This is a genomic window from Salmonella sp. SA14318 (assembly GCF_029866905.1).
Lineage (GTDB): Bacteria > Pseudomonadota > Gammaproteobacteria > Enterobacterales > Enterobacteriaceae > Salmonella > Salmonella enterica.
On sequence record NZ_CP123282.1, the window covers coordinates 3,998,308 to 4,025,052 of the forward strand.

Sequence of the window (26,745 nt, forward strand, 5' to 3'; positions counted from 1 at the left end):
CGTATAATAAACTTAGCTTATTGATTAAAATCAAACTAATATCAATTTCAAATTTAATTAAATTCATAATTCAATTATTGTTATCTGTTTTTTTCAAAATAACAAAATGTTATAATAACTTTCAGCCATTCACTGTTCTAATGCAAGGAGCTTGCTTTGAGTCAGTCCGAATACACATCCATTCTAAAGTGTACCCCATGGCTAGCTAAATTCCTCACCCGCAGAGGATTGAAGCAACCAGACCATCGTCCGTTATATGAATACCACGCAACGAGTGAAGAATATGATGAATTGAAATGGCTGCTGCGATCTATAGGGGTACCCGATGGTTATAAAAGTGATAAAGGGTACGCAGCCTGTTTCACATTGTTCTGCTCAGAGTGGTATCGAAGAGATTATGAAAGGGAGTATGGATGGGCATGGGAGCCAATTTACAAGACGATAGGTATCTCAGCATCTTCCTCGGAGATGGGGAAAATTATCCCTAAAGGCCTGGATGGTTACTGGGGGCGTCCAGTGCGGTTTTATGACACAGAAAGGCGGAATTTCTTAGGTTCCTTATTCAGTGAAGGCGGCCTACCTTTCAGGTTGCTAAAGGAATCTAATAGCCGTTTTCAGTCGATGTTTTCTCTCATTCTAAATCAATACGATCAGGCTAAATATTCTAACATTTCCACGTTCGCGTTAGTCCATGCAGCGGTAGAAAAATCATCCCTGCCAGTCGTTTTCAAAGAGGATACTTCAGTTGAGCTTATTAGTCGGATGGCTGAACAGTTAGTATCTCTTGTTCAAATTTATGATTTGAGTAATCATACCGAACCCGTAAAAGAACTTGAACGTGTTCATCCTAAGTGGCGTGACAGTTTCCCTGTTCCTCTCGATGATGATACGGGTACCAGTTTCCTTAATGGACTTTTACGAACAGCTTCTACTGAATCAAAACCCCGCCTTCAAAAGAATAAAACCACTCTCTGTCAGTTTTTATGGTCAGAAAATCATCCTGAAGCCGTTCAGGCCCTCATTTCTCTGCCTGAAGAGCTGAGTTTTTCAATTGATATTGAGCCTTCAACAACGCGCTTCGAGCTTGCTATCTATGAAGATGGTAACGAAATCGCAAGTCTGGGACCTGCCTATGCAACGCTAAGTAACTCCCAGGCAAAAATAAAAGTTCGTAAGCGCGAGATTAAATTTTACCGAAGAAATCCTACGGTCAGTTTGTTTATTGTGGCGAGAGCTGGGGGTATGTTTGTCGGCTCCAATCTTTTAGAAGGCAGTGAAGTTGCGGTTGGCGATGTTCCATTGGTTTTTGTTTCTGATAAAAATGAATGGCTGTTACAGGGACAAGCCTCTTGCAGCGTACGTGGCAGCCATGTACTTATTGTGCTGCCAAAGGATGGTTGTCTGGCTTCAGAACATGAGGGTTGTGACTCTGGCTTTTCGGCTTTGGGATGCCGTGCTCTGACCATCAAAGGTCGCCAGGATATCATTATTGAAGGCGACGAAACGTACCGCATAAAGACTGGAAGGGATCAGATTATCCATGCTGGATTCTCTTTCCAGGGGAAGCGGTTAAATTGGACAAGTTACCCGGATGAACTCTTCCTCGGTGTTCCTGGGATTACTCAACATTCTGAGAATCTATCAACGCACCATTACAAGCGTTTTTTCAACGGAACATTTATAGATAATTGTGATGTACAAGAAAAAATGGGAGCACAGTTTATTTCGGTGCGTAACGAAAATAATGAAACGTTACTGCGTAAGAAAATTGGCATTCTCCCCAATGATTTTAGTCTGGAAATAAAAAATGGACAACAGGCGAACGAAGGCTCTGTCATTATTACTACTCAGCACCCTTGTTTGTATAGCTTGAAGGAAAAAACACTTGAAGTTGGACGGAAGCGGTTGCCCGGTAGTACAGAAATAATGATGAAGGCGGAGGGCATTCCTCCTGCATCAATTTCATTACAAATAACACCAAACCTCACTGCAAACCCGATTGTTATTTGGTTACCATTTCCTGCACGAGGCTGTCTTGCGTTCGATAAAGATGAGAAGCCTCTCCCGAAAAATTTAACGATTAACGATCTTCTGGGTGCCAGAGCATATCTTTTCGGAAAAAATGGTGAGCCTACGCGATACCAGCTTGAACTACGTTTACGTTCGCGTAGTGGAATGCAGGCCTGGTATGAGTGGCACTACAGTGCGGGAGAATGTCCGGTAGAGCTTACTTTATATAGCTTAAGGGAACATATTGATAATTTACTCTCCCTGGAGGAAGGAATTGATCAAACAGTTGATATGCGCATAAAAGGAGGTGGTAGTTCTTTTACCTGGCAGATCCGACGTTATAAATATAGTCTGGACTATGATCGTGGCAGGCAGATTCTTTTCGCAAACTCAATAAGTAATCGTACAGGCCAGATCCCTTCGCCCGTCATTATGTTACTCAGCGAACCGGAGAGAAAAGTTGTACCGCTGACGTCAAGAATGAGCGAAGGTGTACCAGTTGGTGAATTTGAACTAAGCTCGATAATACAAAAGAATGGCCCATGGCTGGTGCTGCCGAAACCAGGTGAAGAAGCCTCATTTCGACCTTGCTTTATTGCAGGTGAGCCGGTAATTCAAAGCGACGCGACAGCAATACAGTCTTTACAAAAAGCAACGCAGCTTTTTAATCCTCGTTCAGATGTCAATACCATTATGTTAGTTCTGGAACAAATGGCGAGCGACCCGGCACACTCGGGCTGGCAGTTCTTACGCAATTTATACGATCAGTTCGGGTATTTGCCTTTGGCTACCTTTGAAGTATGGCGGGCACTTGTTCAGCATCCACAAGCGTTGGCGATGTCGCTGTTCAAATTTGAAATGTCCATTGATTATCTCAGCCGTATTGAAAGTGAGTTTCCCGTTTTCTGGGAGTTTTTACCCATTACAGAAGTTAAACGTTCCGCCACACGTTTTCGTGCTTTTTTGGCTCATAAAGGTGCACCGGAGGAAATGCAGATAAGGTTGCTGGACAGAATGTATCAGCAGCTGGGCACAACATTCCCGACTTATGCCAGTGAGGTGCAATTATGGTTGAGTCAAGGGAAATTACCACCGGTTTTTCCTGAGTTGACGATGAAAGGTATTATCCTTGAGTGGTATCAGGAACTTCTACGCGAACATGGTGAATCTCGCTGGCCAGAATTTGGTGGCCCGGGCCTTTTACGTTGGTATATGTCACAACAAAATCCTGTTATCGATATTTCCCCTGATGCCAGCTACCGCTATTCCGTCACCTTGCTCCCCGTATTTGCTGCTGCTGTTGCCAGCGGTAAAACAACATTTGACAGTGTTTTTGAGAATAAGCCCGGCGCCGTATTTTTTTTGAGACAGGTTAGAGACTTTGACTCGCGATGGTTTAACGCCATTTTCCAGTACTGTCTATTGCGTAATGTTACTGAAAAATAAAAAGGAATAAGAATGACTACACGCTATTTTTCTTCGCTGATTGAACAATCACTGTCGCGTTCTACGGAGGCGACGCTGAGTATTATGGGGGTGACCAACCCGAATCTTCGCGAGCATCTCACGCAACAAATGGCGGCCGATTGCGGGAAAGAAGGATCGTTTCTTGCCTCACCCGTATTTGAACAGACATTTGGCTGGAAAGAGTCCAACAGCACAATGAAAGACCTTGCAACAAAACAAACGTTGCTAAGCAAGGAGGTGGTGGACTCGCTGGATAGTGAGGAAAATGGTCGTTATCGTTTTGGCTCTGATTGGAAACCTTTCACGCATCAGTTAGCCAGCTGGCAATCATTACTTGAGAAAAAACATTCGGTCGTGGTGACCAGCGGGACAGGCTCTGGCAAAACGGAATGCTTTATGGTTCCGGTGCTGGAAGACCTCTATCGTGAGCTTCAGGTTAAGAACAAAAAACCGTTGATAGGTGTGAGAGCACTTTTTCTTTACCCACTGAATGCCCTGATTAATTCCCAGCGCGAGCGTTTAGATGCGTGGACCCGTAGTTTTGGTTCCGGAATTCGGTACTGTCTGTATAACGGTAACACGGAAGAATTGCATGCTTTGGTCAAAAGTGAGCAGGCAAACAGGCCTAATGAGGTTTTGTCACGAGAGAAGATGCGTGAAGAGCCCGCTCCCATTTTAGTGACCAACGGTACCATGCTGGAATACATGATGGTTCGTCAGGTTGATGCGCCGATTATTCAGAAATCAAAAGCGGAAAAATCATTACGCTGGATAGTTCTGGATGAAGCCCATACCTACGTTGGTTCTCAGGCCGCTGAGTTGGCTCTACAGCTCCGTCGCGTCATGACGGCATTTGGCGTCACGCCTGATGATGTTCGCTTTGTGGCGACGTCGGCCACCATTGCCGGAAGTGATGCTGAAAAGCAGCTGAAAAAATTCTTGTCTGAGCTGTCAGGAGTGCCACAGGAACGTATTGATGTTCTGGGGGGAAGCCGCGTTATTCCTGAGCTCGAACCCTGCAAACAATATTCTCTGTCACTGGATGAGATTGAGCATATCCCTGATTCGGAGAGTGAAGGGATCAGCCCGGAGCGTTATAGTGCGTTGACCCACTCTCCGGAAGCGCGCTGTTTACGCGAAATGCTGGTTAGCCAACCCCGACCAATGAAACTTGATACGCTGACCCAGCGTTTGAACGAACTGACCAAACATCAGTACACGCAGCAGGATGTTTTACGCTGGATCGATCTTTGCTCTGGCACACTCCCTAATGCAAAGGATCCTGCATTTCTGAAAGTCAGAGCACATATTTTCCAGCGAAACACCCAGGGCATCTGGGCCTGTGTGGATAAGAACTGTGCAGCTAAAAAAAATACCGCGCTGGAAAAAAACTGGTCTTTTGGCAATGTGTATGTAAATCAGCGGCAAAACTGCGAGTGCGGCAGTCCCGTTTTTGAACTGGCATTCTGCAATGAGTGTAATGAACCGCATCTTCTTGCACGGGATAAAAAAGGCAAACTCGTACAGTGGGATAATAAAGGTGGAGATGAATTCTCCCTGCAGGATGAAATTTCTGACGATTTTGAAACATCCGGAGAAAAGGTTCAGAAGGATTTTGTATTCCAGTCGCCACAAATTATTGCTGCGGAATGTAATACGGAAGCTGGCTATATTATGCAGCGGCTCGATCGTCAGACCCGCAGTATCGGCGTGGTGAACCCGGACAGTATTCCGCTGGCAATTAATGATATCGAACAAATCTGTAGTGCCAGCAATTGTGGCTATAAAGGCGGAAAGGGTAAACAGCCCTTCCGACGGGCGTTACTGGGCGGGCCTTTTTATGTCACCAATATTGTGCCTACGGTGCTGGAGTATTGCCAGGACTTCACTAGCGATGAAGGTAAAGATGGCGTCGGCCCGCTCTCTTTGCCTGGTCGAGGTCGTCGCCTGATTACCTTTACCGACAGTCGTCAGGGGACGGCGCGAATGGCAGTACGTATGCAGCAGGAAGCAGAGCGCAGCCGATTACGTGGTAGCGTAGTAGAAATTCTTGGCTGGCACCAACGAAAACAACCAACGAGTGCTCCGAACGACCAGGCTGACGTGATGAAACTGGTTGCAAGGGTGACACAATACCGTGAAGAAGCCCGGGAGTATCGCGAGTGGGGAATGCCCGAGGAAGCAAAACTTTCTGAAGCTCAGGCCGAACGCCTTGAACAGGCAATCCAGACGGCGACGGGGGGAAAGGCTGCAACCATTTTAGTTTGCCGAACCTGGACGGAAATGGTCAATGAGCTGAAAGAGAAAGCCGATATACAGGGGCCAATTTTACAATATAACCATTATCTGAAGCCTGAAATTTTCACCGAAAATGGCGGCCCTTTGAAACTCGCCGAAATGCTGCTTTTCCGTGAGTTTATGCGACGCCCGAAACGAACCAACAGCCTGGAAACGCAGGGGCTGGTTCAGGTTGGCTATCTGGGGCTGGAGAAGGCGCACAGTGTTCCTGCTCACTGGCAGGCTAAAGGCTTAACCCTTGATGACTGGCGCGATTTTCTGAAGGTGACGCTGGATTTCTATGTCAGAGAAAGTAACTACATCCAACTGGATGACGATCTAAGAAACTGGATCGGTAGCCGTTTCTCTTCCAAATTTGTCCGCAACCCGGATTCGAAAGAGCCAGATGACAACCAGGTTAAACGCTGGCCGCAAATTCGCCACGGTAATGTGACTCAGCGCCTGGTCAAGCTGTTGATTTTAGGAGCCAAATTTAACACCGTAAATACGGTAACTATTGATATTGTTAACGCCTGGCTGAAAGAAGCCTGGCTCCAGCTAACAGGATCTCTGGCGGTATTGAAGCCTGATGGAAACCGTTTTTATTTACCGAAAGAGCATCTAACATTCTCTCTGGTTCAAAAAGCACGCATTTGTCCAGTGACCAATAAATTACTGGCGACAACCTTCAAAGGTTTGACCCCCTATTTGCCCATGCATATCCAGTTCGAGCGACTGACGAGTGCACAGTACGACGCGTTTTTGGCTCAGGAAGTCACGCTGCCAGCGATCTGGGAACACGATCGCTCTCAGGATGATTATGTCGACGGGTTAACAAAAGTGCGTGACTGGGTAAGCCTGGATCCGCAAGTGCTATCATTACGCTCGCAAAACCTCTGGACGGACATTAACGATCGCGTGGTAGAAGGTGGATTTTACTACCGCACCGCAGAACACTCGGCACAGCAATCGTCGGAGCGCCTGCAAAGCTACGAAAGAATGTTTAAAAACGGGCAGCTTAACGTCCTTAACTGCTCAACCACGATGGAAATGGGTGTGGATATTGGCGGTATTTCTGCAGTGGTGATGAACAACGTTCCTCCGCATCCGGCCAACTATTTACAGCGAGCCGGGCGTGCCGGGCGTAGTAAAGAGTCACGCGCTATTTCGTACACCTTGTGCAAAGGGAACCCGCACGATCAGCAGGTTTTTGCTAATCCCCTCTGGCCATTTGAGACGGTGATCCCGGCTCCAATGGTGGCAATGAACTCAGAGCGTCTGGTGCAGCGTCACGTCAATTCCCTGCTGCTGTCAGAATATTTATGCCATGTGGTCGGGGAAACCGAAAAAGAGCGTACCAGCCTTAATAGCCAGTGGTTCTTTGGCGAAGAGCTCGACCAGTCGGTATGCAATCGTTTTAAAGCCTGGCTCGAACGTCCGACGCTGAGCATTGATAACGCGCTGGAGCGTCTGGTTAAAGGGACTGCATTGCACGGCGTTACTGCAGAAAAACTGCGTGATAAAACGCAGGAGGCTATTGCCGTCTTACAGACACGCTGGCTGGGGATCTTCCGCGATCTCGTGAAACAGGAAAGTGAATCGCAGCCCAATACGCCGTACCGCAGGCGACTGGAGCTGGAGAAAAAACGGCATTGTGGTGAATACCTGTTACGCGATCTGGCGGCCAGAACTTTCCTGCCCGGATATGGCTTCCCAACGGATGTTGTCACTTTTGATAACTTCACCATGGAAGATTATATCCGCGAGAAAACGCACAAAGGCCGTGATAAGAACGACCGGGAGGATAACGTTTCTCGTTATAAAGGGCTGCCTTCGCGCAACCTTTCCGTTGCGATCCGTGAGTATGCGCCGGGCGCGGAGATTATCCTTGATGGTCGGGTATTCCGCTCGGCCGGTGTTTCGCTGCACTGGCATAACCTTAACGCCGACACTAACGAAGCCCAGCGTCTGGACAGCGCCTGGCGTTGCCATAAATGCGGTACCTTAGGCTATGAGGAAGGTATTGGCGGGTCGGGGGATTTATTCTGTACCAATAGCGCGTGTGGGGAGCGGATCACACTGGATAACCGGCGTCAGGTATTACAGCCCGCCGGTTTTGTCACCGATGCCCATACTCCCGTTACGAACAACATTGAAACAATGAAATTCATACCGGTGGTGCCTGCCTGGGTGTTTGTGAAGGCAGAACGCGTGCCACTGCCAAACCCGCTGATGGGCTTTATTGCTTCAGGCGCGGATGGTCACGTTTTCCAGCAGAGCATGGGCGAAGGTGGACACGGTTATGCGCTGTGCCTGAGCTGCGGCCGGGCGGAGTCAATGCTCAATGCCACCGATGCGCCGAAATCGATGGAAGCGCATTATCCTCCGCGCCCCGGTAAATCTGATCGCGACAGTCAGAATCAGCGGATTATCTGCCCTGGTTCCACGGCACTGAATAAGAATGTCACGCTGGGTGCACTGGCCCGCACCGATGTGTTTGAGCTCATTTTGCGCCGCCCGCAAAACGGGGAGTATATCCCCGATAATTCTGATGAAGGCCGTATTGTGGCCATGACGCTGGCGGTTGCGCTACGTCGGGCGCTGGCCAGCGTGCTGGGGGTATCGGCGGCAGAACTGGGCTATGCGGTGCGTCCGGTCAGACTGGAGAATGAGCAATCTGTCCTGGCGGTGCAACTTTACGACATTATCAGCGGCGGTGCGGGGTTTGCTTCCAGTGCGCCATTGCATATTGAAGCGGTCCTCAAAGGGATGGTGAAACAGCTGGGATGCCGCCACTGTGATACCGCCTGTAGCGAGTGTCTGCTCGATTCGCAGACCCGCCACGATCACGATCAGCTGGATCGTAAAGCCGCGCAGGCCTGGCTGGGGGAGGATTTCAGTCACTATATCGGTTTGCCGGAGGCGGAAAAATTCTCCCTGGCCGACGCGCAGTATTGCCCAGGCAGCATTGAGGATGCTATCCGTCGTGCCATTAACGACGGGGCGCGCAAACTCACGTTGTGGATGAATGGGCCGCTTAACGAGTGGGATTTGTATGCCCGCCAGTTCCGAACGGCGATCCAGAACTATCGGCTGAAAGATGATGTTGAGGTTACGCTGGCTGTGTCCGGTCATATTGAAGACCCGGAGCTTTTACAGGAACTTGCGCAGTTTGCCGCCATTGGTGTGCAGCTTTGCCAGTCTGAGCTGAATACGGATACACCGGTTGTCGCACAGGTAGCATTCAACGATCGCCTGATGACGTTGATCTCTCGCAGCCCAGAGGCCACCATCCCCGGCCCGAACTGGCATCTGAATAGCCAGATGGTTATTCGTAGCCATGCGTTTGAGCCGATAACGCTTAGTAAAGCTGAGCTATTATCCGATACTGCAGGTAGCAGAGGCCTGGTCAACGATATTGAGATCCATAAGCAGCTTAATGGCCCGGTTTCTCAGTTTGGTCAGCGTTTCTGGGGCGTGTTAACCGGGGCGCAGGAAGATATTCAGACGCTGCTGAAGGAAAACCAGGTGACGCGCATTCACTATAGCGATCGTTATCTGCAAAACCCGGTGGCGCTGGCGTTATTAGGCGGGCTGTTAAAACCGCTGAAATCGATCCTGGCGCAGGATGCGCAAGTGACGATTGATACGCTGTTTAAGAGTAAAGAGCGGCCAGGCAACAAGCCGTTCCATGACTGGATGAGTGAAGCGGATTTTCAGGATTTTGCCGACCAGTGGTTTGCAGCATCTATGGGCAGAGCCGTCGTGGTTAACACCTTTGGCTCGCCGCGTGATATTCCACACCATCGTAAACTGATGGTGACCTTCAGTAATGGTCAGGCGCTGAAGATCCGTTTTGACCAAGGGATGGGATACTGGCGCATCGTCTTTGCGCGAGCGTATCGCGATTTTGATTTTAACGATGATGTGGCTTTCCAGCTCGGGAATATGGCCAAAGCCTGCGTTGAAGGTCAGGTGGTCAACAGCGAGGACAGTTGGGCAACCGATGTGCTGGTGCAGGTGATAGTCCCTTAATGCGAAACCGCTCCCGATTAAACATCGGGAGCGGCTAACATCAGGCGGTGGTGCGCTTGCCGGTAATCATGTCGATAATGACCTTCCCCCTGTAAACAGTGCCAGTCTAAACTGAAGTTTCCGGTCTTTCTTCCATCTCACAGAGAGGCGCATTGCCATGAAAAAGACCCGTTATACCGAAGAACAGATTGCATTTGCCCTGAAACAGGCTGAAACCGGCACCCGCGTCGGGGAAATCTGCAGAAAAATGGGAATTTCTGAGGCCACATTTTACATCTATGGACTACCTCCGTTTTGCAAGTACTGAATCTGGTTTTGGGTTGTTGCTTACATCTATCCGGCATCAGGAAAATCTGTGCCCAAATGGGTAATCCGCACACAATCGCCTCAACAACTGGACGGCCTCTGAGGCCAGTATAAAAATCAGGTTCCGATTGTGCAGGTGCAACCTGTCATCATTTCTCAGTACGCTGCAACTTTTGCTGGCAGGGGATTAATTTCACACTACCTGATACCCGGTATCATTTCTCAGCATCGACCAGATTATTCTCGCGTTTTTGTTAGCGACCGCCACGGTCGTTTTATTAAATCCGCGCCGTTCCTTTAACTGGTTAACCCACTGATTCATATGACCATCATTGATATTCGTGGCAACCCTGACGACAGCGCGGGCACCATGAATAAAAAGTGTCCGCAGATGCTTGTCGCCTTTTTTCGTCATATTCATCAGCACCTGCCTGTCGCCACTCGAATGCTGGCGTGGAACCAGACCCAGCCATGCAGCAAAGTGGCGACCATTCTTAAATTCAGTTCCTTTGCCAATAGCAGCAACAACGGCCGTGGCCGTTTTAGGACCAATGCCTTTAACTTTGGCGATACGCTGACAGGCTTCTGATTGCCTGAATACTGTTTCAATTTCCTTATCAAAAAAATGGATCCGACGCCCGAGATCGTTAAAGAGATCATAGAGTTCGGCAATTATTCTGCGCATACGGGAACTTAGACCGTTTTCTGCATCTTCAAGGATAAGAGGAATAGCACGGCGAGATCTGGAGACAGCACTGCCAATGGGGATCCCCCGGTCAAGTAACAGCCCCCTTATTTGACAGACTGTAGCAGTGCGGTGATTGACAATACGCTGCCTTGCCCGGTGTAAAGCCTGGATATCCTGCTGTTCGGGGCTTTTTGGCGGCACGAACTGCATTGTCGGTTGCATCAGAGCCACTGCGATGGCCTGTGCATCATTACTATCATTTTTTTGCCCGCGGACAAAGGGTTTTACATACTGAGGACTGATGACCTTTACTTTGTGCCCCAGTTTCTCAAACTCACGCTGCCAGTAAAATGCCCCGGTGGACGCTTCGATCCCAATCAGACATGCAGGAATATTTGCCAGCGTCTGGAGCAATTCTTTTCGGCCAGTGCGTTTCGTATAAACCGGTTTGCCGGCCTGGTTTAACCCGCAGAGCTGAAAAACATTTTTAGCCAGAGCAATACCCAGAAATACGATATTCATGGTGGTTCTCCTGGTGAGCACATTTCGTACAGTTAACCGCAGCGGGAGGAGGTAGTCCATCCCATTAACTGGAAGAAAAAATTTGCCGGGCCGGGCGTGACGGAACTGCGGCGTCTGCGGCAACTGGAGGATGAGAATCAGCGGCTGAAGAAGCTGGTCGCTGAGCTGAGTCTCGACAAGGAGATGCTGCAGGAGGTACTGAAGCAAACGTTCTGAGGCCGGCTCAGAAGCGCCAGGCGGTGACATTTTTGCTGGAGGCTTACCGTATCAGCGTCCGGCGGGGATGCGGGTTGCTGATGCAGAGCAGAACCGTTTACCACTGGCAGATCCGGCGTGACGATCGGGCGATAACCCTGTGTATCCGGGAAATAGCGGAAACCCGGATACGCTAAGGTTGCCCGCGTATTCATATTCAGTTGCGCCGGGAGGGATGGCCTGTTAACCACAAGAAAACCCACCGGATTTATTGTCCGGAAGGCCTGAACCTGCGCAGAAAGCGCCCCCGCAGACATATCAGTGCAGCACGCCGTCAGCAGCGCCCGGTCCTGACGCATGTCGATCAGTGCCGGAGTATGGATTTTGTGTCAGATAATCTGTTTAACGGGCGGCGTTTTCGGGCGCTGACTGTAGTGGATAATTTTAGTCGGGAATGCCTGGCGATCCATGCCGGAAAATCGTTAAAAGGCGAGGATGTGGTCAGAATAATGGAGGCACTGCGGGTGCCGGTACGTATCCAGGTGGATAACGGTAGCGAGTTTATCTCAAAAAGTCTGGATAAATGAGCGTATGAACACGGCGTCACAATGGATTTCTCGCGCCCCGGAAAGCCGACAGATAACCCGTTTATTGAATCATTTAACGGCAGTCTGCGGGATGAATGCCTGAACATTCATTGGTTCCTGTCACTGGAAGATGCGCAGGAAAAACCCGACAACTGGCGCAGGGAATACAATCATGAGAGAACGCATTCATCATTAAATGACATGACTCCGGCTGAATTTATCCGAAGTATCCGGAAAGACGAAGAGCTCTGATTTAGCACTGTACTGAATTTGGGCCAAGGTCATTAAAATCACGCCTCATCTTCTTCCACAGGCTCTAGCGCGTCAAGTCCCCTCCAGAACGGTGAACAACTCTCCATTTGACCTGCAAGCCATTCAGAACCCGTCAAAGATAAAATCGAGAGCATTTTTGATGGTTTGCCTGTGGGAACGAACGTCCATCACCTCATCACCAATCTGCGAAAGCCTGATACTCGCCATTTCGTGAGTCATCACCAGATAGTCATTACCTTCCACATTCAGAGTGGGCGTGAGGCGTTTAACTGGGTTATTTACCAACCTGCTCACAGGAAACAATGGGATAACTATGCGAGTATGCAGTTCATCAATAATATCGCTTTGCACATCAAGTAAATAAGGATAAGCCTTGCTGTTTCCTTTATTGCGATAAACCATGTATTGCATGATTAAAACGTCCTGTAATCGTCCGATAAAAGGCCGTGCTCATCAGTAATACGATTGAGCTCCTGCAAACCCGCTCTATTTTCTGCTTTCCAGCGTTCAACGCCCGTGGCACTGATTTCCTCTTTCAGCGCGGCGGTAAGCACCGCAGACAGATTAATACCTGCATCACGGGCTTGCTGAAGCAATGCAGGTTCCAGCGTGACACTGACTGTTTTTTTATGTCGTACACTCATACCCGACATAGAGCCTCCTGAAATTACACGTGTAATAAACACATGTATCTAGTATGGGGAGTATTTAAGCAAATGGCAATGAGAGGCGACTATCTCGCTCGGATAGCATCATCTTTTCCTGTCAGGTTTCCTTTAAACGGTGGTCAAAATCTACCATATCCGAATGACTCACTACACGACCAGCATCCACATCGGCAAGACCGGCCTGGATGCTCTGGTGACGTCGCTCTCTTTCAGCCAGCATGGAGAGTAATGCTTCCTTTATGATCCAGCTCTTTGAACGATCCAGTTCTACAGCCAGATTCTCAACGGCAAGAGCCAACTCAACTGGAATCTGAGCGCTGATGGTCTGTTTAGCAGAAGAAACCATAGGGATCACCTCATTTAATAACACTTAATAACTACTATTAAGATTAGCATAGCGGTGCCTATAAAAACATCACATCTTATTTCGCAGGCAACATCCCCGGATAGTGTTTCGCCACGATATCATTCATCTTCTCCACCAGATCCAGACGCTTGAACGTGATATGTCCGCTGCCCTTCTGGAAGTAGCGAATAGAGAATAAATCATCCTCAAAAACCTGCTGATGCGGATTGTCGCGCACAAAGTCCATAAACCGGATAGAGACATCATGCCGGTTGTCGGGAATGGTCTTCCCGTCAAGCAGGTACAGTATCCGTTCCAGATCGGCGAGCTGATCGCGTCGCCAGCCCCAGTTCAGGCTGTAGCCCCATCGGTCGTGCTTTACCAGGCCGTTAACGATGATCCGCTTACCGAAGCAGCAGGGATTATTGGTTTTATAGTCCCAGCTTAGCCCTTTAAATACATTGATAATCCCACGTTCGAAAACATCCTGTTTATTGTGGTGGAGTTGTTCAAAGGTGCTCAGGATGTTGGCTTCGCTGATGGCCGGAAGATCTCCTCCTTCGAGATTTTTAGCCCACTGGCTGCGGGCTTCAGCGTCCATTAAGGTCAACATCCCGGACTTCAGCATCAGATCGCGCCAAATGCTGCGGTCAATATTACGGGTGATCACCGGCATCGCTTTATCAACCGGTTGCATCAACCAGCAGTCAAAGGAATGGCCCTGTCGCATCGCCCAATGCTCCGCTACATCACCACCGATGCTGGAGGTAAGCCGCGAGATGTCATCAAGCTTATGAATCAGGATTTCTATCAGGCTCAGCGCAGCGTCGCGCCCTGTGACGATACGTTCAATACTAGTTGAGCAAATTAGCTCATTATGGTCAGTTAAGACTTCAGCTTCTGTTTGCATATTTTTAGTCCATATAAAAGCAAACGCGCCTGCCGGGAGTAGCAGGCGCATTATGCGGTGAAATAAAGGTGAATAAATATTGAGGGTGTAAATCAGGAAGGCGGCTCGCAATAAATCATGCTGTCGCCCTGAATCTCGAATGGGATGGTGCTGTTACATCAATTCGGGAGCGTAATCCTGTAATACCTGCTCTGCTTCTTGCTGAAAGAACTGGCGTGTAAAGCTGAAGAACTCATGCAGTTTATGGTCTGGTGTCGGAACCAGATCAAGCTGGAGTAATTGTTGCAGATCCCAGACTTTCTCAATATGTTCATCGAAAAGCTGTTCCAGCTCTTCCCAATGATTACGACGTTCCGTTTGAAGGAATCCGCTGTTCAGGTTCAGGTGATCAATGGTGTACTGTGCGTACTCAGCTTCCTGCTCAGTTAAATCTATTGAAGGAACCACATGCCCATTAGATAAATAGGCAAAATAACGAGAACAGTCAGGGAGGTGGCAATGAATAAACTTTGCCATATCCACAGATTTATTCTTTCCCTGTGCATGACCACCGAACGCGTTGATGCCAAGCTGGGGCAAACCATTCTCAGAGTCTAACGCGCTGGCGGCGAGATTTTGATAATCGAAGGTTCGCCCTGGCTGCTGGCTTTTATTTTCGACGTGTTCAATGTGATAGCCGAGGCCACGCAAATCAGCACGGATTTCGCTGTAACAGCAAAGATGATATTGCTCATTGAGCAGAAGCGTCATTAAATCTGCTTTGTCTCGTCTAAAGTTTCGCCAGCGACGGGTCGATTGATCCGAATCTTGTGGTGGATTTTCATTTGCAGTGAGTAAGGCATCTGTCCCCCGGCGAGTTTTGATCACATGCCTCATTGAGCTTTCCCTTTTAGCAGCTTCTGCCGGGCAATACTGCGCTGTAAGCGTTGAAGCTGGGGATGCTTCTCACCTAACGCAACTTGCAACGCAGCCATAAGTTGCTGTGCTTCTGGATTGTCATACTTCCCTTGATCTACCCAAGCCGTCAGTTTTTGTAGATCATCCCTTTCCTTAACCGGAGGCTGCGGATCGACACCCATCACACTTTGCAGCACGTCGTTACTCGGCTCGCCGTAGGTCGCTCCGAGCGGCATCAACGCTTTCCCGTTGCCATTCTCATCCTGCTCAAGCAGACGAATGGATTCGCGTTTTACCGTACTGAGCACCTGCGGGCTATGGGTCGTAACAATAAACTGGATCTGCGGAAATGCGCTGCGCAGAGACTGGATAATTTGCTGTTGCCAGGCAGGGTGCAGGAACATATCGACTTCATCGATCAGCACAATCCCTTGGGTTTTTAACGCCGCGTCGCCGCGCAAATGAGGGTTGAGTTTTACACAGCGAAACGCGATATCAGCAACCATCGCAACGGCATTACGTAAGCCGTCGCTGAGCTGGGATAAGGAGATCTTACCGTGTTGCGGATGGCTCATTACCAGTTGCTGGTTATGGCTGGAGCTGTATTCCAGATCGTGCCAGCCAGTCACTTCCCACGTCAGACAGTTAATGGCTTGCTGGATAGCTTGAATGGCTTCTCTCATACTGTCGTCGCGCAAGCCTTCGACCAAATCTACACTCTTATTTTGCCTGCCCGCCTCAATCAGTTTGTATTGAAACTCAAGGTGACTGCGCCACAACCAGCTATACCACTGCTCAAACTGCTTATAATTCGATGTAGCAGAAAGGCAATCGTCGTAACCGGACAAGCGTGAAAATGCGCTGTTATCCAGGCGTTGTTCTGCCATCTGTGGTTCGTAGCGCTCCTGATACCATAATCTTGCCGTGCCAAGATAAAGCATGAGCGGAAGAGCAATAGGCTGTTTATGTTCCTCATTACGAACCAGTTTTTGAAGCTGCTCACCCCAGCGGGTAAATCGGGCTGCCATCGTATCTTCATGCGGAGGTTGTTCACCCTCTTTGCTGAGTATCCATGTAGCCGATTCTCCACGTTTCCATTCACCAGTAGCGGTAATGATGGTTGGATGCGAAAGCTCCATGTTCAGCGCCTCTGGGCGGTAAATCAGACGCAAGTCTTCGGTACGGATCGCCAGCGATTTATCTTTTACGTAGAGGCTGGCATCAAAACCACGAATAAATGGAAACAGCGCCAGGCGTATCGCATCCAGCACTGTCGTCTTACCTGCGCCGTTTGGTGCCACCAGAATCGTAATATGCTCATCAAAGGTAATATCGAGCTGTTTGAAGCAACGAAAGTTAAGCAGTGAAAGTTTGTCGATTCTCATTACACCAGTCTCACCTGTTTTTATGTTTTAGTATAATAACATCTCTTGTCTGTAATATTGCCCGCTTTAAGCGGGCAAAGGTTACGCCTTTTATCATAGAGTGAATCTGCCATCAGGCTGATTACCATTGTGTTTTTTGCAACGTGTTAACAACCCCGTTGCTTTCCGCGCCCGCAGAATATCGACAGCCCGGAGATAGGGTGATTGCTCCTGCCAGCTAAATCCCTTGCGATCGATACGAACAAGTCCGTACTTTTCCACCAGAAAGTTAACGGCATCAGCCAGCGTAATACCGGCGTTGATATGTTCCTGAATAACAATATCGTCGCAGAATGGCGTGTCGTTAAGTTCAAGACCGTAGTGGCATTGCAGCAGATACGACAGTAGTTTTTGCCAGGCTTCGACGGGTGACAGGCGTGACGAGACCGCTGCCGGAGAAGGTAGTGATAAAACGTTTGGCATGGGAATGTCCTTGTTTATTCGGCTGGGTAGATAGTGAGGTAAACGTAGCCGTGGCTACCGTTGGTGTCGGCTTCGCAGGTCAGGCCATTTAGGATGGTGCTGTAACGGTACGGCTGGCGCGGATCGAGCGCCCCGTTTTTTAGCGCAGATTTGGGTGATTTGCCCGGTGCGACGCAGGCGCAGCATGTGTTTTGTATACTCGCGGCGATCCGGGTCGCGCACGCGGGCCTGACATGCGAAAAACGGCTCGAAGCCCTCGCGTTGCAGGCTTTCCAGAACGGTGATGGTCGGGATATACGTATAACGCGCACTGCGCGAGGTGTGCTTGTCGTCGCCAAAGACGCCCATTAATGGGCGAAAACCGAGGGTCTGACCGTTATTGTCAATGGTTAAGATTTCATTGTAAGCATTGCCAATTACGCCATCCTAGCTATAACCGATATCACCCATCCCCATATTTCGCCCGCTATTACGCCAGATTGCACATTGACCGACTTTGCTTAAAGCTGTTACGTCAGCTTATTCATAGCCACCATATGCCATCAGGCTCACTTCGTCAGCCGAATTAGTGTGATATTCTTTCCAGAATTCCTGTTGTATCCACGACATAAGGCGATGATTGATGGAACAGTCTCTCAATTTTGAAATGTTGCGCAGCCAGTGGCCGGAACTGGCAGAACTTGCGTGTATGGCCGAACGCTATGTTCACGCCGACCCGGAAAGCTGTCTGGTTAAGCTGCGTAACTACACCGAATTGATGGTGCGCTGGTTGTATCGTCAGGAGCGGTTGCCGGAAGGCATCAAGGCGAATCTGTACGATTTAATGAATGCCGATGTGTTTACCAGCATGATGCCGGAAGCCATCACCATGAAAATGGATGCATTGCGTATCCACGGCAACCGTGCCGCGCACGGCGGGCGAATCAAAGCCAAGGATACCTACTGGCTGCTCAAGGAAGCGTACCTGTTAGGCATCTGGCTATACGTTCGCTATGCCAACGGCAACGTTGACGATTGCCCTAAATTTACCCTTCCTCCTCTGACGCCATCTTCTGCGAATTCCGATAAAAAACACCTGGAAGAAGCAATACAGGCGCAAATCGAAAGCCGCGATCGTGAACTGGCGCTTCAACGCGCACTACAGCAGGAGCAGGAAAAGGCCGAACTACTCACCCAGCGCCTGGATGAAGCCAGAGCGCGTAACCAGCATGTTGCCGATATCCTCTCTATTGATGAAGCGGAAACCCGCCGCCGCCTGATTGACTCCCGCTTGCTTGCTGCTGACTGGAATGTAGGGGAAGAGCTAAAAAACACCGATCAGGTTACACAGGAACACCCTGTTAAAGGACAGCCTACCGCGACCGGTGATGGTTATGCGGATTATGTCTTGTGGGATGAGGCGCATAAACCGCTGGCGGTGGTGGAAGCCAAAAAAACCAGCGTCAATGCCGAGCAGGGACGAATTCAGGCCCGACTGTATGCAGACTGGCTGGAAAAAGAATATGGTCAGCGCCCGGTCATCTTCTACACCAACGGCTACGATATCTGGCTGTGGGATGACAATAAAACTCATGGCTATCCTCCGCGCCGGGTATTTGGTTTCTACAGCAAAGAAAGCCTGCAATATCTTATTCAGCAGCGTGAAACCCGTCTGCCGCTGAACAGTGTGCCGCACGTAAAAGATAACGAAGGTAAGGCCGTTGCCGGACGTTTGTATCAGCTTGAAACCATTGCCCGCGTCAGCGAACGGTTTACCAACAAGTACCGACAATCGTTAATTGTTCAGGCCACTGGTACAGGCAAAACCCGCGTGGCAATTGCGCTAAGCAAACTAATGATTGATGCCCGCTGGGTAAAACGCGTCCTGTTTCTTTGTGACCGCAAAGAGCTACGTAAACAGGCGGCGAATGCCTTCAATCAGTTCACCAATGAGCCGCTGTATGTGGTCGGGAAATCGAAGAAAGCAGACAGGCAGAATGCCAGGATCTACATCGCCACCTATCCCGGCATGATGAAAATCATGGACCATTTTGATGTTGGTTATTTCGATCTGATCATCGCCGATGAATCCCATCGTTCGATCTACAACGTCTACGGCGATCTGTTTAAGTATTTTGATGCCCTCCAGATCGGTCTGACAGCCACGCCGATCGATATGGTGAGCAAAACCACTTTTGGCCTGTTTGGTTGTGAAGGACGTATCCCTACCGCCAACTACAGCCTGGAAGATGCCATCGCCGATAACAATCTGGTTCCCTATGAGGTTGTCACGCACACCACAGAATTCCTGCGCGAAGGCATCAAACGGGAGAAATTAAGCGACGCACAAATCCGCGAACTGGAAGAACAGGGTATCGATCCCAATACCCTGGAATTTGATGGTAAGGCGCTGGATGAGGCGATCTACAATAAAGACACCAACCGCTATATCCTGCGTAACCTGATGGAAAATGGCCTGAAAGATCGGGACGGCCAACTGCCAGGTAAAACCATCATTTTCGCCCGGAACCACAAACACGCGCTGTTGTTAAATGAATTGTTCGACGACATGTACCCGCAGTTTGCTGGACGCTTCTGCCAGGTCATCGACAACTACGATCCCCGTGCCGAGCAACTGATTGATGATTTTAAAGGGCTGGATGAAAGCACCAACAAAGAGCTGACCATCGCTATCTCTGTTGATATGCTCGATACCGGTATTGATGTCCCGGAAATCGTGAATCTGGTCTTTGCCAAGCCGGTCAAATCGAAAGTGAAGTTCTGGCAGATGATTGGCCGTGGTACGCGTCTTTGCTCAGGACTGTACGGCAACGATGAAAACGGCAAACCGCTGGATAAACAGAAATTCCGCATCTTCGATCACTGGGGTAATTTTGAGTATCACGAGCTGCATACCGAAGAGGCCGAGGTCACAGCGACAAAATCGCTGGCGCAAAAACGCTTCGAAGCGTGGGTTATGCTGGGAGCCGCTGCGCAGCGTAAGTTCGACAAACAGGCGGTGGATTTAGTCGCTCACCAGCTCCGCGAGCAGATCAACGCGCTGGATGAAAAGTCGATTGCCGTGCAGGAAAAGTGGCAGCAAAAAGCGCAGTACAGCGATGAAAAAGTGCTGCGCCAGCTTTCTCCGAAAACGCAGCAGGATCTGTTATCTGTTCTAGCCCCGTTGATGCAGTGGCTGGACGTTCGCGGGCAAAGTGATGCCATGCGCTTTGATATGGATATTCTGGCGGCGCAAACTGCCCGTTATACCAACCCGGAAGAGCTGGATGTGCTCTGGCCGGTCATCATCGAGAAAGTGGAACGTCTGCCGCCGCATCTGACTCAGGTACAACAGCAGGGACAACGGATTAATCAGCTTCGCGATTTGGGCTGGTGGAAGCAGGCCACCTTGGAAGAACTGGAAGATATCCGCATTCATCTGCGCGGCATCATGCACCTGATGGAAAAAGACGCGACGCCGAAATTGGGTTCGATACAGGTGGATATTACCGAAGATGCGAACCTGATCCAGACGGAAACCCGTAAAACCAATATCCGCTCGATTGATTTCAAACTTTATCGCCAGCAGGTTCAGGGAGCACTGGAGCCGTTGTTCCAGCAAAATCCGGTGCTGAAAAAAATCCGCAACGGCGAGCCAGTCACGCGAAACGAGCTGGATGAACTGGCGAAGCTGGTGCTGATCCAGAATCCTAACGTTGATATCCGGGCACTGAAAGAATTCTACCCGCAGGCGACCGCCAGCCTGGATAAACTGTTGCGTACCATCATCGGGATGGACAGCGACGCGGTGGAAGTGCGCTTTGCGCAGTTCGCCGCTGACAACAGCCTGACCAGCCAGCAACTACGCTTTCTGTCACTGCTGAAAAACCACATCCGCGATTACGGCACCATTGAAATGCGGCAGCTCTTTGAACAACCGTTTACGCATATCCACAACGAAGGCGTTACCGGTGTGTTCCCGGATCTAGAGCAGATCGTCCGGTTGCAAAAGATAGTTGAAGAGCTGGGTGTTGTGACCGACGCAGCAACGGTATAATACGCACATGACAAGCCCCGGCAGCGGGGCTTTTGTATTTATAACAGGGTATAGACGTTAACAATGATCACCGGTGACTTAAAAAGTAAAATTGACGGCCTGTGGGAAGATTTCTGGGTAGGCGGCATCACTAACCCGCTGACCGTAATCGAACAGATCACCTACCTGATGTACTCCCGGATGCTGGATACCCAGGAACAACGCGACGAGAAGCGTAAGCAAATCGCGGGTATTGATTTTAAACCGCGTTTTACGCCAGAACAGCAGGAGTTCCGCTTCAGCCACTATAGCAACCTTGGCTCGGACGAAATGATGGAAGTGGTGCGCGACGGCGTATTCCAGCATTTCCGTCAGCTCGGCCAGGCCGATGCGTCGAAAGTGACGCTGCTGGGCAACTTTATGAAAGATGCTCGCTTGGAGATTGTTAAGCCGTCATTGCTGACCAAAGCGGTTGAGGTGATCAAAAACCTGCCGCTGGATCGCGGTGACACCAAAGGCGATCTCTACGAATATCTGTTAAGCAAGCTGACCACTGCTGGGATCAACGGTCAGTTCCGCACGCCACGCCACATTATCCGCACGATGGTTGAAATGATGGAACCGAACCCCGCACGCGGCGAGACGATTTGCGATCCGGCCTGCGGCACCGGTGGCTTTCTGGCGACCAGCTATGAATATCTGCTGGAGAAGTACAGTTCACTGGAGTCGATTCATACCGAGATTGGCACCAACGAACGCGGCGAGTTGGAGGAGCAAAAAATCTTTACCGGCGACCTGCTGATGCCTTGGCGTAACCATGTGGATAACAACATGTTCCACGGTTACGACTTTGACACTACCATGCTGCGTATTGCCGCCATGAACCTGATTATGCACGGTGTGGAAGCGCCGGATATTCACTATCAGGACACCATGAGCCAGAGTTTCAGCGCCAACTTCCCGCAGGCCAGTAAAAACGCCTTCAACCTTATCCTGGCGAACCCACCGTTTACCGGTTCACTGGACGAGGAAGATATCGACGCCACGCTGTCGGCAATGGTGAAAACCAAAAAAACCGAACTGCTGTTCCTGGCGCGGATCCTGCAAATGCTGAAAGTGGGCGGGCGCAGCGCCACTATCGTGCCGCAGGGCGTGCTGTTTGGCTCCAGTAAGGCGCACCAGTCGCTGCGTAAAACGCTGGTGGAAGATAACCAACTGGAAGCTGTGATCAATCTGCCTTCCGGCATATTTAAGCCTTACGCTGGCGTGGCAACGGCGATCCTGATCTTTACCAAAGGCGGCCAGACGGATGGGGTCTGGTTTTACGATCTACAAAATGATGGCTACAGCCTGGATGACAAGCGCAACCCGATAAAAGACAACGACCTGCCGCATTTGCTGGCAAGCTGGAAGCGTTACCGTACTTTGCGCGGGCTACCGGTTGATAACTTTATGGGCGAGAAATTAGCCTCGTTACTGAAACAGCAGTACCCGGAAGGGATTAATACTGGTGTTGATTTTAAAGATCGCACGCAGGCGGCGTTTGTGGTGCCGAAAGAGGATATTGCCGCGCAGAAATACGATCTCTCTATTAATCGTTATAAAGAAGTAGTGTATCAGGCGGAGGAATATGAAGATCCGAAGGTGATACTAAAACGATTAAAAGATCTGGAAAAAGAGATTCTGGCGGATTTGGATGAGCTGGAGGGGATGCTGTGAGTTGGCCGATGGTGAAGCTTAAGGATTGCTGCGAAGTTGTGGGTGGTGCAACACCTAAACGTAATGTCGCATTCTACTGGGATGGTGATATTCCTTGGATAACGCCAAAAGATGTATCAAATCTTAGTGAACCTTATATTTACGAGGCACCAGAATATATATCTAAAGCAGGGTATAAATCTGCTGCAACATATATGTTGCCAGTAGGAACAGTTCTACTCACATCGCGAGCACCAATAGGAAATGTAGCTATTGCTGGTATTGAACTTTGTACAAACCAAGGTTTTAAAAGTTTAATTCCTGGGCAAAATGTTCACAGTAAATATTTATATCATTGTATTAAGAAATTTGTGCCACAATTAGAATTATTAGGTAATGGTGCAACTTTCAAAGAAGTGTCTAAAAGAGTTGTAGAAGATTTTGAAATCCCGTTACCTCCTTTGGAAGAACAGAAACGTATCGCGGCTATTCTCGATAAAGCTGATGGTGTACGTCAAAAACGCGAGCAAGCCATCAAACTGGCTGATGATTTTTTGCGTGCTACGTTTATGAAGATGTTCGGAACTCCTGCACAAAACATACATAATTTCCCGAAAGGAACGATTCGCGATCTGATCGATTCAGTAAATTATGGAACTTCAGCAAAAGCTTCTGTTGGTTCTGGTGAATACCCTGTGTTGCGGATGGGTAATATAACATATCAAGGTGGGTGGGATTTTACAGATTTTAAGTATCTAGATCTCAGTGAAAAAGATAAGGATAAGTTCTTGGTTCAAAAAGGGGATCTACTTTTCAACCGGACTAACAGTAAGGAGCTTGTTGGTAAAACGGCCATATATGAAGAAGATAGACCGATGGCGTTTGCTGGGTATTTAATTCGCGTTAGACCTAATCTTAACGGGAACAATTACTATCTTTCAGGGTGTCTTAATTCCACATACGGGAAAACTACGTTAGTGAATATGTGCAAAAGCATTGTTGGCATGGCTAATATCAATGCGCAGGAATTACAAGATATAGAAATATTAATCCCCCCAAAACATCTTCAGGATGAATATGAGAATATTTATAAGAAAGTAAAAATGGGATTATCCATCTTTGATAGAAGTGCTTGGCAAGTTCAACAATTAGCAGCAAACTTGATGAACAAGTACTTCATGTAAGGATCCATTATGAAATTAACTAAGCTTGTGCTTGAAAACTTCAGGTCTTTCAAAAAACGGCAAGAAATTGATTTTTCGCCTGTAACATTGCTATTGGGACCAAACAGTGCTGGCAAGACTACTATTTTAATTGCATTATTTTATCTGCAACAAATATTAGACCGCGAGCAGTGTGACCCTATCTATTTAGAAGCTATGGGGAACAGGCGGATAGATGGATTTAGATCTCTAGTCCATAATGGGGATCTGAATAATGTAATCACTATTGGTATTGGTTTCGATCCTGAACAAACAATAGGTGTAGAATATAAAACATATTTAGAAGAACTTGGTGATGTTTTCGATATTCATTTTATAAAAATGAGAGACATTGCTGATGAAACTGAAAAGGTTTATGTTGAGTTCAAAATCGCATGGTCACAATTGCACAGAGCAGCATATATAAAGAGCTATGCTGTTTCTATAAATAATGAATTTATTGGGGAGCTAAGTAATGATGAATATACTAAATCATCTTTAGTAAATAGATTGAACTTTACGCATCCGTTGCTTCTTCCTGTTGATTATAATTTATGGCTTGAAGCTATTGGTAAGGAAGGATTGGATACGATCGTCAGTGAGTTTGAAATGTCTTTAAATGACTTAATTCCTGGCTTAGATCGTAATAAAAGTGGTGCAACAGAGCGTGTGAGATTTGTTGATTATATATTTGAAGAAGATAAAGAAAAACCAATGTTTCCTGTTTTTTTAAAGACGAAAATTGGTGCGTTACCCCAACTGGGAAGAACTGTTGATACAAATTTGAAAATATTTGATATATCCGAGCCAGTTGAGTATTTTAATCGAGACATAATCACCAGAGTGCTAACGCAAGTTTTTACTTCTCCGTTAGATAAATTAAATGATTATTTAAAGGCCAGCGTCTCTATTGGACCGTTAAGAATTATACCTGACTCTTCATTTACGCCAAATCCTTATCCAGAACAAGATGGATGGTTTGATGGCACATCGGCATGGGATAAGCTGTGTTTATCTCAACAAAATGATAGTGATTTGATTAACAAAGTAAGTGATTGGTTTTCCCATAGAGATAAACTAAATACTAACTATAATATAGTTCGTGGAAGAAAATTTGATATCAAAGTTGACCCTCAATTCTTAGATCTGAAAGATAATGTTTTCTTCTGTAAAATAGATTCAAGCCAAATGTTATTTCCAAATCAAGTCGGTGTCGGATTAACTCAGATAGCACCTCTTATTATCGCAGCCAATATAGTTCAGGATGGATTAATTGCGATAGAGCAGCCTGAGCTACATATTCATCCCGCTTTGCAACTCGCTGTAGGTGATCTGTTTACCCACTATCCCTCTGATGTTAAAAGACCTATGTTTTTAGTCGAGACGCATAGTGAGCATATTTTGCTTCGAATTTTAAAAAGGATTAGACAAACAACGGACAAAGAGTTACCTGAATCAAATTACCCAGTAAAACCTGATTTTATATCAGTGATCGTTTTCGAGGATAACAATGGTTCGACTGTTACTAGGAAAATAGACATTACTGATGATGGTGACTTTAAACAAAAATGGCCCAAAGGTTTCTTCGAAGAAAGAAGGGGAGAGCTTTTTTAATGTTCTACGAATGTGCTATTTCACCAGAAGCTTTGTTTGAGATCGCAATTGATCGAAGAAATTACCGTGACTTTATCAGAGTGTTCTCTATCGGTGGTAATTTTCTTTATACTGAACTACCAAAACTGAAGAGAAATAAAAGAAAATTACTAGATTTATTAAATGATAGTCATACTGAGATCCAGAAAAAGAGATTAGAAGACCTTATTGTTTTTTTGAAAGATAATAAGGTTAGTAGAACCTACGATTATGTTGGAGAACTATCATGGTTAGATAACATTTCTGCAATAAATCGAATTGAACGATTTGATCATGTGGTAAGTTCTATCTCTTGTGAAGATCTTAGAGTGTCTAGTATTGATGATATTTTTGGTTTCAATTATCCCCTGCAAAGAATTGTTGCGAGAGTTGCCGAAAATATCACATCTACAATAGAATGTTTGTTAAAAACATCTGAGTATATCATTATTGTTGATCCGTATTTTAGTGACAAACCAAGGTGGTGGAATGTTCTTGTTTCATTATTAATGGTTAGCGCTAATAGTTCTTATAAAAAGAGCGTAAAGATAGATATTGTATTCGATGCGAATAAAGATCATTCACCATCTGTAAATTATTTGGCAGAAAAGTTAAATCGAGAGAATTTAGCCTTTCCCGAGGGTTTTACGGTGACAGTAAAGTTTAAGTCTTTGGCTTCGCGCGAGGGTAATGAACGTTTACATAATAGATATGTTATTTCTAATCTCGCTGGTGTTGGCTTTATGCATGGTTTGGATGAGGGGGAAGGAACTGATGATATCTCAATTTTATCCAAAGAAGTATATAATAAAAGATGGGAAGATTATACTACAAATAATGTTTTTGATTTGATTGCCGAATATGAGGTTGTGTTCTGAATATCATTTTTCATGATTTGTTTGAGTGAGTTAGTAATATTACTGTTTTTTCATAGGTTTGTATTGCGATATTTGATGCCTTATTAATTTATATTTATAGGTGGGTTATGTAATTGAGGGATACAGCCTAGCTCAAAATTAACTTAGCAGTTTTCACCGGTAGCACAAAAATAAACCAGACGACCTACTTCGAGCGAAGTAGCGGACCTAATAAAACCGTTAAATCTACCAGATGATATTAATGTTGAATAAAGACAATGATCGGAGAATAGCTCATAAAGGTGTCCTAATC

At 47.5% G+C, this 26,745-nt stretch carries 16 protein-coding genes and 4 pseudogenes; 9 read left to right on the forward strand and 11 right to left on the reverse strand.

The window, feature by feature from the left end; genetic code table 11:
* Window positions 1–156: 156 nt before the first annotated feature.
* The 3 genes and pseudogenes from QEN32_RS19100 to QEN32_RS19110 form a co-directional block, all read left to right on the forward strand.
* On the forward strand, window positions 157–3,456 hold the full coding sequence (locus tag QEN32_RS19100; RefSeq protein ID WP_265322028.1) for an STY4851/ECs_5259 family protein: 3,300 nt from the start codon (window positions 157–159) through the stop codon (window positions 3,454–3,456).
* A gap of 12 nt (window positions 3,457–3,468) precedes the next feature.
* Window positions 3,469–9,789, forward strand: coding sequence for a DEAD/DEAH box helicase (locus QEN32_RS19105; protein WP_265322029.1), 6,321 nt, complete (start codon window positions 3,469–3,471; stop codon window positions 9,787–9,789).
* A gap of 157 nt (window positions 9,790–9,946) precedes the next feature.
* Window positions 9,947–10,063 (forward strand): annotated as a pseudogene (locus QEN32_RS19110) (transposase); the annotation flags it as partial.
* Between the two features lie 225 nt (window positions 10,064–10,288).
* Here the strand turns inward: QEN32_RS19110 and QEN32_RS19115 are convergent.
* Window positions 10,289–11,305 (reverse strand): IS110 family transposase, encoded by a 1,017-nt coding sequence (locus tag QEN32_RS19115; protein WP_265322030.1) that lies wholly within the window; start codon window positions 11,303–11,305, stop codon window positions 10,289–10,291.
* A 66-nt stretch (window positions 11,306–11,371) separates the two neighbouring features.
* Here QEN32_RS19115 and QEN32_RS19120 point away from each other — a divergent pair.
* Window positions 11,372–12,339: pseudogene (locus QEN32_RS19120) on the forward strand (IS3 family transposase); the annotation flags it as partial.
* Between the two features lie 123 nt (window positions 12,340–12,462).
* On the opposite strand, the gene QEN32_RS19125 reads toward QEN32_RS19120, so the two are convergent.
* The 10 genes and pseudogenes from QEN32_RS19125 to QEN32_RS19170 all read right to left on the reverse strand — a co-directional run.
* A complete protein-coding gene (locus tag QEN32_RS19125; protein ID WP_265322031.1) occupies window positions 12,463–12,771 on the reverse strand; it encodes a CcdB family protein in 309 nt (102 codons plus the stop codon).
* Between the two features lie 2 nt (window positions 12,772–12,773).
* On the reverse strand, window positions 12,774–13,013 hold the full coding sequence (locus QEN32_RS19130) for a type II toxin-antitoxin system CcdA family antitoxin (RefSeq protein ID WP_000016244.1): 240 nt from the start codon (window positions 13,011–13,013) through the stop codon (window positions 12,774–12,776).
* Between the two features lie 112 nt (window positions 13,014–13,125).
* A complete protein-coding gene (locus QEN32_RS19135) occupies window positions 13,126–13,374 on the reverse strand; it encodes a ribbon-helix-helix domain-containing protein (RefSeq protein ID WP_050068098.1) in 249 nt (82 codons plus the stop codon).
* Window positions 13,375–13,450: 76 nt separating this feature from the next.
* Entirely contained in the window at window positions 13,451–14,284 is an 834-nt protein-coding gene (locus QEN32_RS19140; protein WP_197397882.1) for a DUF4942 domain-containing protein, read from the reverse strand.
* A gap of 153 nt (window positions 14,285–14,437) precedes the next feature.
* Window positions 14,438–15,034, reverse strand: a complete 597-nt coding sequence (locus QEN32_RS19145) for a retron system putative HNH endonuclease (protein WP_031613043.1) — start codon at window positions 15,032–15,034, stop codon at window positions 14,438–14,440.
* A gap of 122 nt (window positions 15,035–15,156) precedes the next feature.
* On the reverse strand, window positions 15,157–15,366 hold the full coding sequence (locus QEN32_RS19150; RefSeq protein ID WP_139819174.1) for a hypothetical protein: 210 nt from the start codon (window positions 15,364–15,366) through the stop codon (window positions 15,157–15,159).
* A pseudogene (locus QEN32_RS19155) lies at window positions 15,363–16,566 on the reverse strand (AAA family ATPase). The gene QEN32_RS19150 and the pseudogene QEN32_RS19155 overlap by 4 nt, the downstream one beginning before the upstream one ends.
* Before the next feature lie 93 nt (window positions 16,567–16,659).
* Window positions 16,660–17,028 carry a TA system toxin CbtA family protein gene (locus QEN32_RS19160; protein ID WP_076727515.1) on the reverse strand — a complete coding sequence of 123 codons (369 nt, stop codon included), beginning with the start codon at window positions 17,026–17,028 and terminating at the stop codon, window positions 16,660–16,662.
* Between the two features lie 14 nt (window positions 17,029–17,042).
* Window positions 17,043–17,237 (reverse strand): type IV toxin-antitoxin system YeeU family antitoxin, encoded by a 195-nt coding sequence (locus tag QEN32_RS19165; RefSeq protein WP_265322078.1) that lies wholly within the window; start codon window positions 17,235–17,237, stop codon window positions 17,043–17,045.
* Window positions 17,182–17,370: pseudogene (locus QEN32_RS19170) on the reverse strand (DUF932 domain-containing protein); the annotation flags it as partial. The pseudogene QEN32_RS19170 and the gene QEN32_RS19165, both read right to left, overlap by 56 nt.
* A 280-nt stretch (window positions 17,371–17,650) precedes the next feature.
* Here QEN32_RS19170 and QEN32_RS19175 point away from each other — a divergent pair.
* The 5 genes from QEN32_RS19175 (at window position 17,651) to QEN32_RS19195 (ending at window position 26,453) form a co-directional block, all read left to right on the forward strand.
* Window positions 17,651–21,064, forward strand: coding sequence for a DEAD/DEAH box helicase family protein (locus tag QEN32_RS19175; protein WP_265322032.1), 3,414 nt, complete (start codon window positions 17,651–17,653; stop codon window positions 21,062–21,064).
* 63 nt (window positions 21,065–21,127) lie between these two features.
* Window positions 21,128–22,762, forward strand: a complete 1,635-nt coding sequence (locus tag QEN32_RS19180; protein ID WP_265322033.1) for a class I SAM-dependent DNA methyltransferase — start codon at window positions 21,128–21,130, stop codon at window positions 22,760–22,762.
* Window positions 22,759–23,925, forward strand: a complete 1,167-nt coding sequence (locus tag QEN32_RS19185) for a restriction endonuclease subunit S (RefSeq protein ID WP_265322034.1) — start codon at window positions 22,759–22,761, stop codon at window positions 23,923–23,925. The genes QEN32_RS19180 and QEN32_RS19185 overlap by 4 nt, the downstream gene beginning before the upstream one ends.
* Before the next feature lie 9 nt (window positions 23,926–23,934).
* Window positions 23,935–25,557, forward strand: coding sequence for an AAA family ATPase (locus QEN32_RS19190; RefSeq protein ID WP_094884500.1), 1,623 nt, complete (start codon window positions 23,935–23,937; stop codon window positions 25,555–25,557).
* On the forward strand, window positions 25,557–26,453 hold the full coding sequence (locus tag QEN32_RS19195) for a hypothetical protein (RefSeq protein ID WP_265322035.1): 897 nt from the start codon (window positions 25,557–25,559) through the stop codon (window positions 26,451–26,453). Before QEN32_RS19190 ends, QEN32_RS19195 begins: the two co-directional genes overlap by 1 nt.
* Window positions 26,454–26,745 lie beyond the last annotated feature (292 nt).

Coding starts and splice junctions, on each gene's coding strand:
- QEN32_RS19125 (WP_265322031.1), bottom strand. CDS start 12,771: ATGCAATACATGGTTTATCGCAATAAAGGAAACAGCAAGGCTTATCCT.
- QEN32_RS19180 (WP_265322033.1), top strand. CDS start 21,128: ATGATCACCGGTGACTTAAAAAGTAAAATTGACGGCCTGTGGGAAGAT.
- QEN32_RS19145 (WP_031613043.1), bottom strand. CDS start 15,034: ATGACGCTTCTGCTCAATGAGCAATATCATCTTTGCTGTTACAGCGAA.
- QEN32_RS19160 (WP_076727515.1), bottom strand. CDS start 17,028: ATGCCAAACGTTTTATCACTACCTTCTCCGGCAGCGGTCTCGTCACGC.
- QEN32_RS19115 (WP_265322030.1), bottom strand. CDS start 11,305: ATGAATATCGTATTTCTGGGTATTGCTCTGGCTAAAAATGTTTTTCAG.
- QEN32_RS19135 (WP_050068098.1), bottom strand. CDS start 13,374: ATGGTTTCTTCTGCTAAACAGACCATCAGCGCTCAGATTCCAGTTGAG.
- QEN32_RS19175 (WP_265322032.1), top strand. CDS start 17,651: ATGGAACAGTCTCTCAATTTTGAAATGTTGCGCAGCCAGTGGCCGGAA.
- QEN32_RS19105 (WP_265322029.1), top strand. CDS start 3,469: ATGACTACACGCTATTTTTCTTCGCTGATTGAACAATCACTGTCGCGT.
- QEN32_RS19190 (WP_094884500.1), top strand. CDS start 23,935: ATGAAATTAACTAAGCTTGTGCTTGAAAACTTCAGGTCTTTCAAAAAA.
- QEN32_RS19140 (WP_197397882.1), bottom strand. CDS start 14,284: ATGCAAACAGAAGCTGAAGTCTTAACTGACCATAATGAGCTAATTTGC.
- QEN32_RS19195 (WP_265322035.1), top strand. CDS start 25,557: ATGTTCTACGAATGTGCTATTTCACCAGAAGCTTTGTTTGAGATCGCA.
- QEN32_RS19130 (WP_000016244.1), bottom strand. CDS start 13,013: ATGTCGGGTATGAGTGTACGACATAAAAAAACAGTCAGTGTCACGCTG.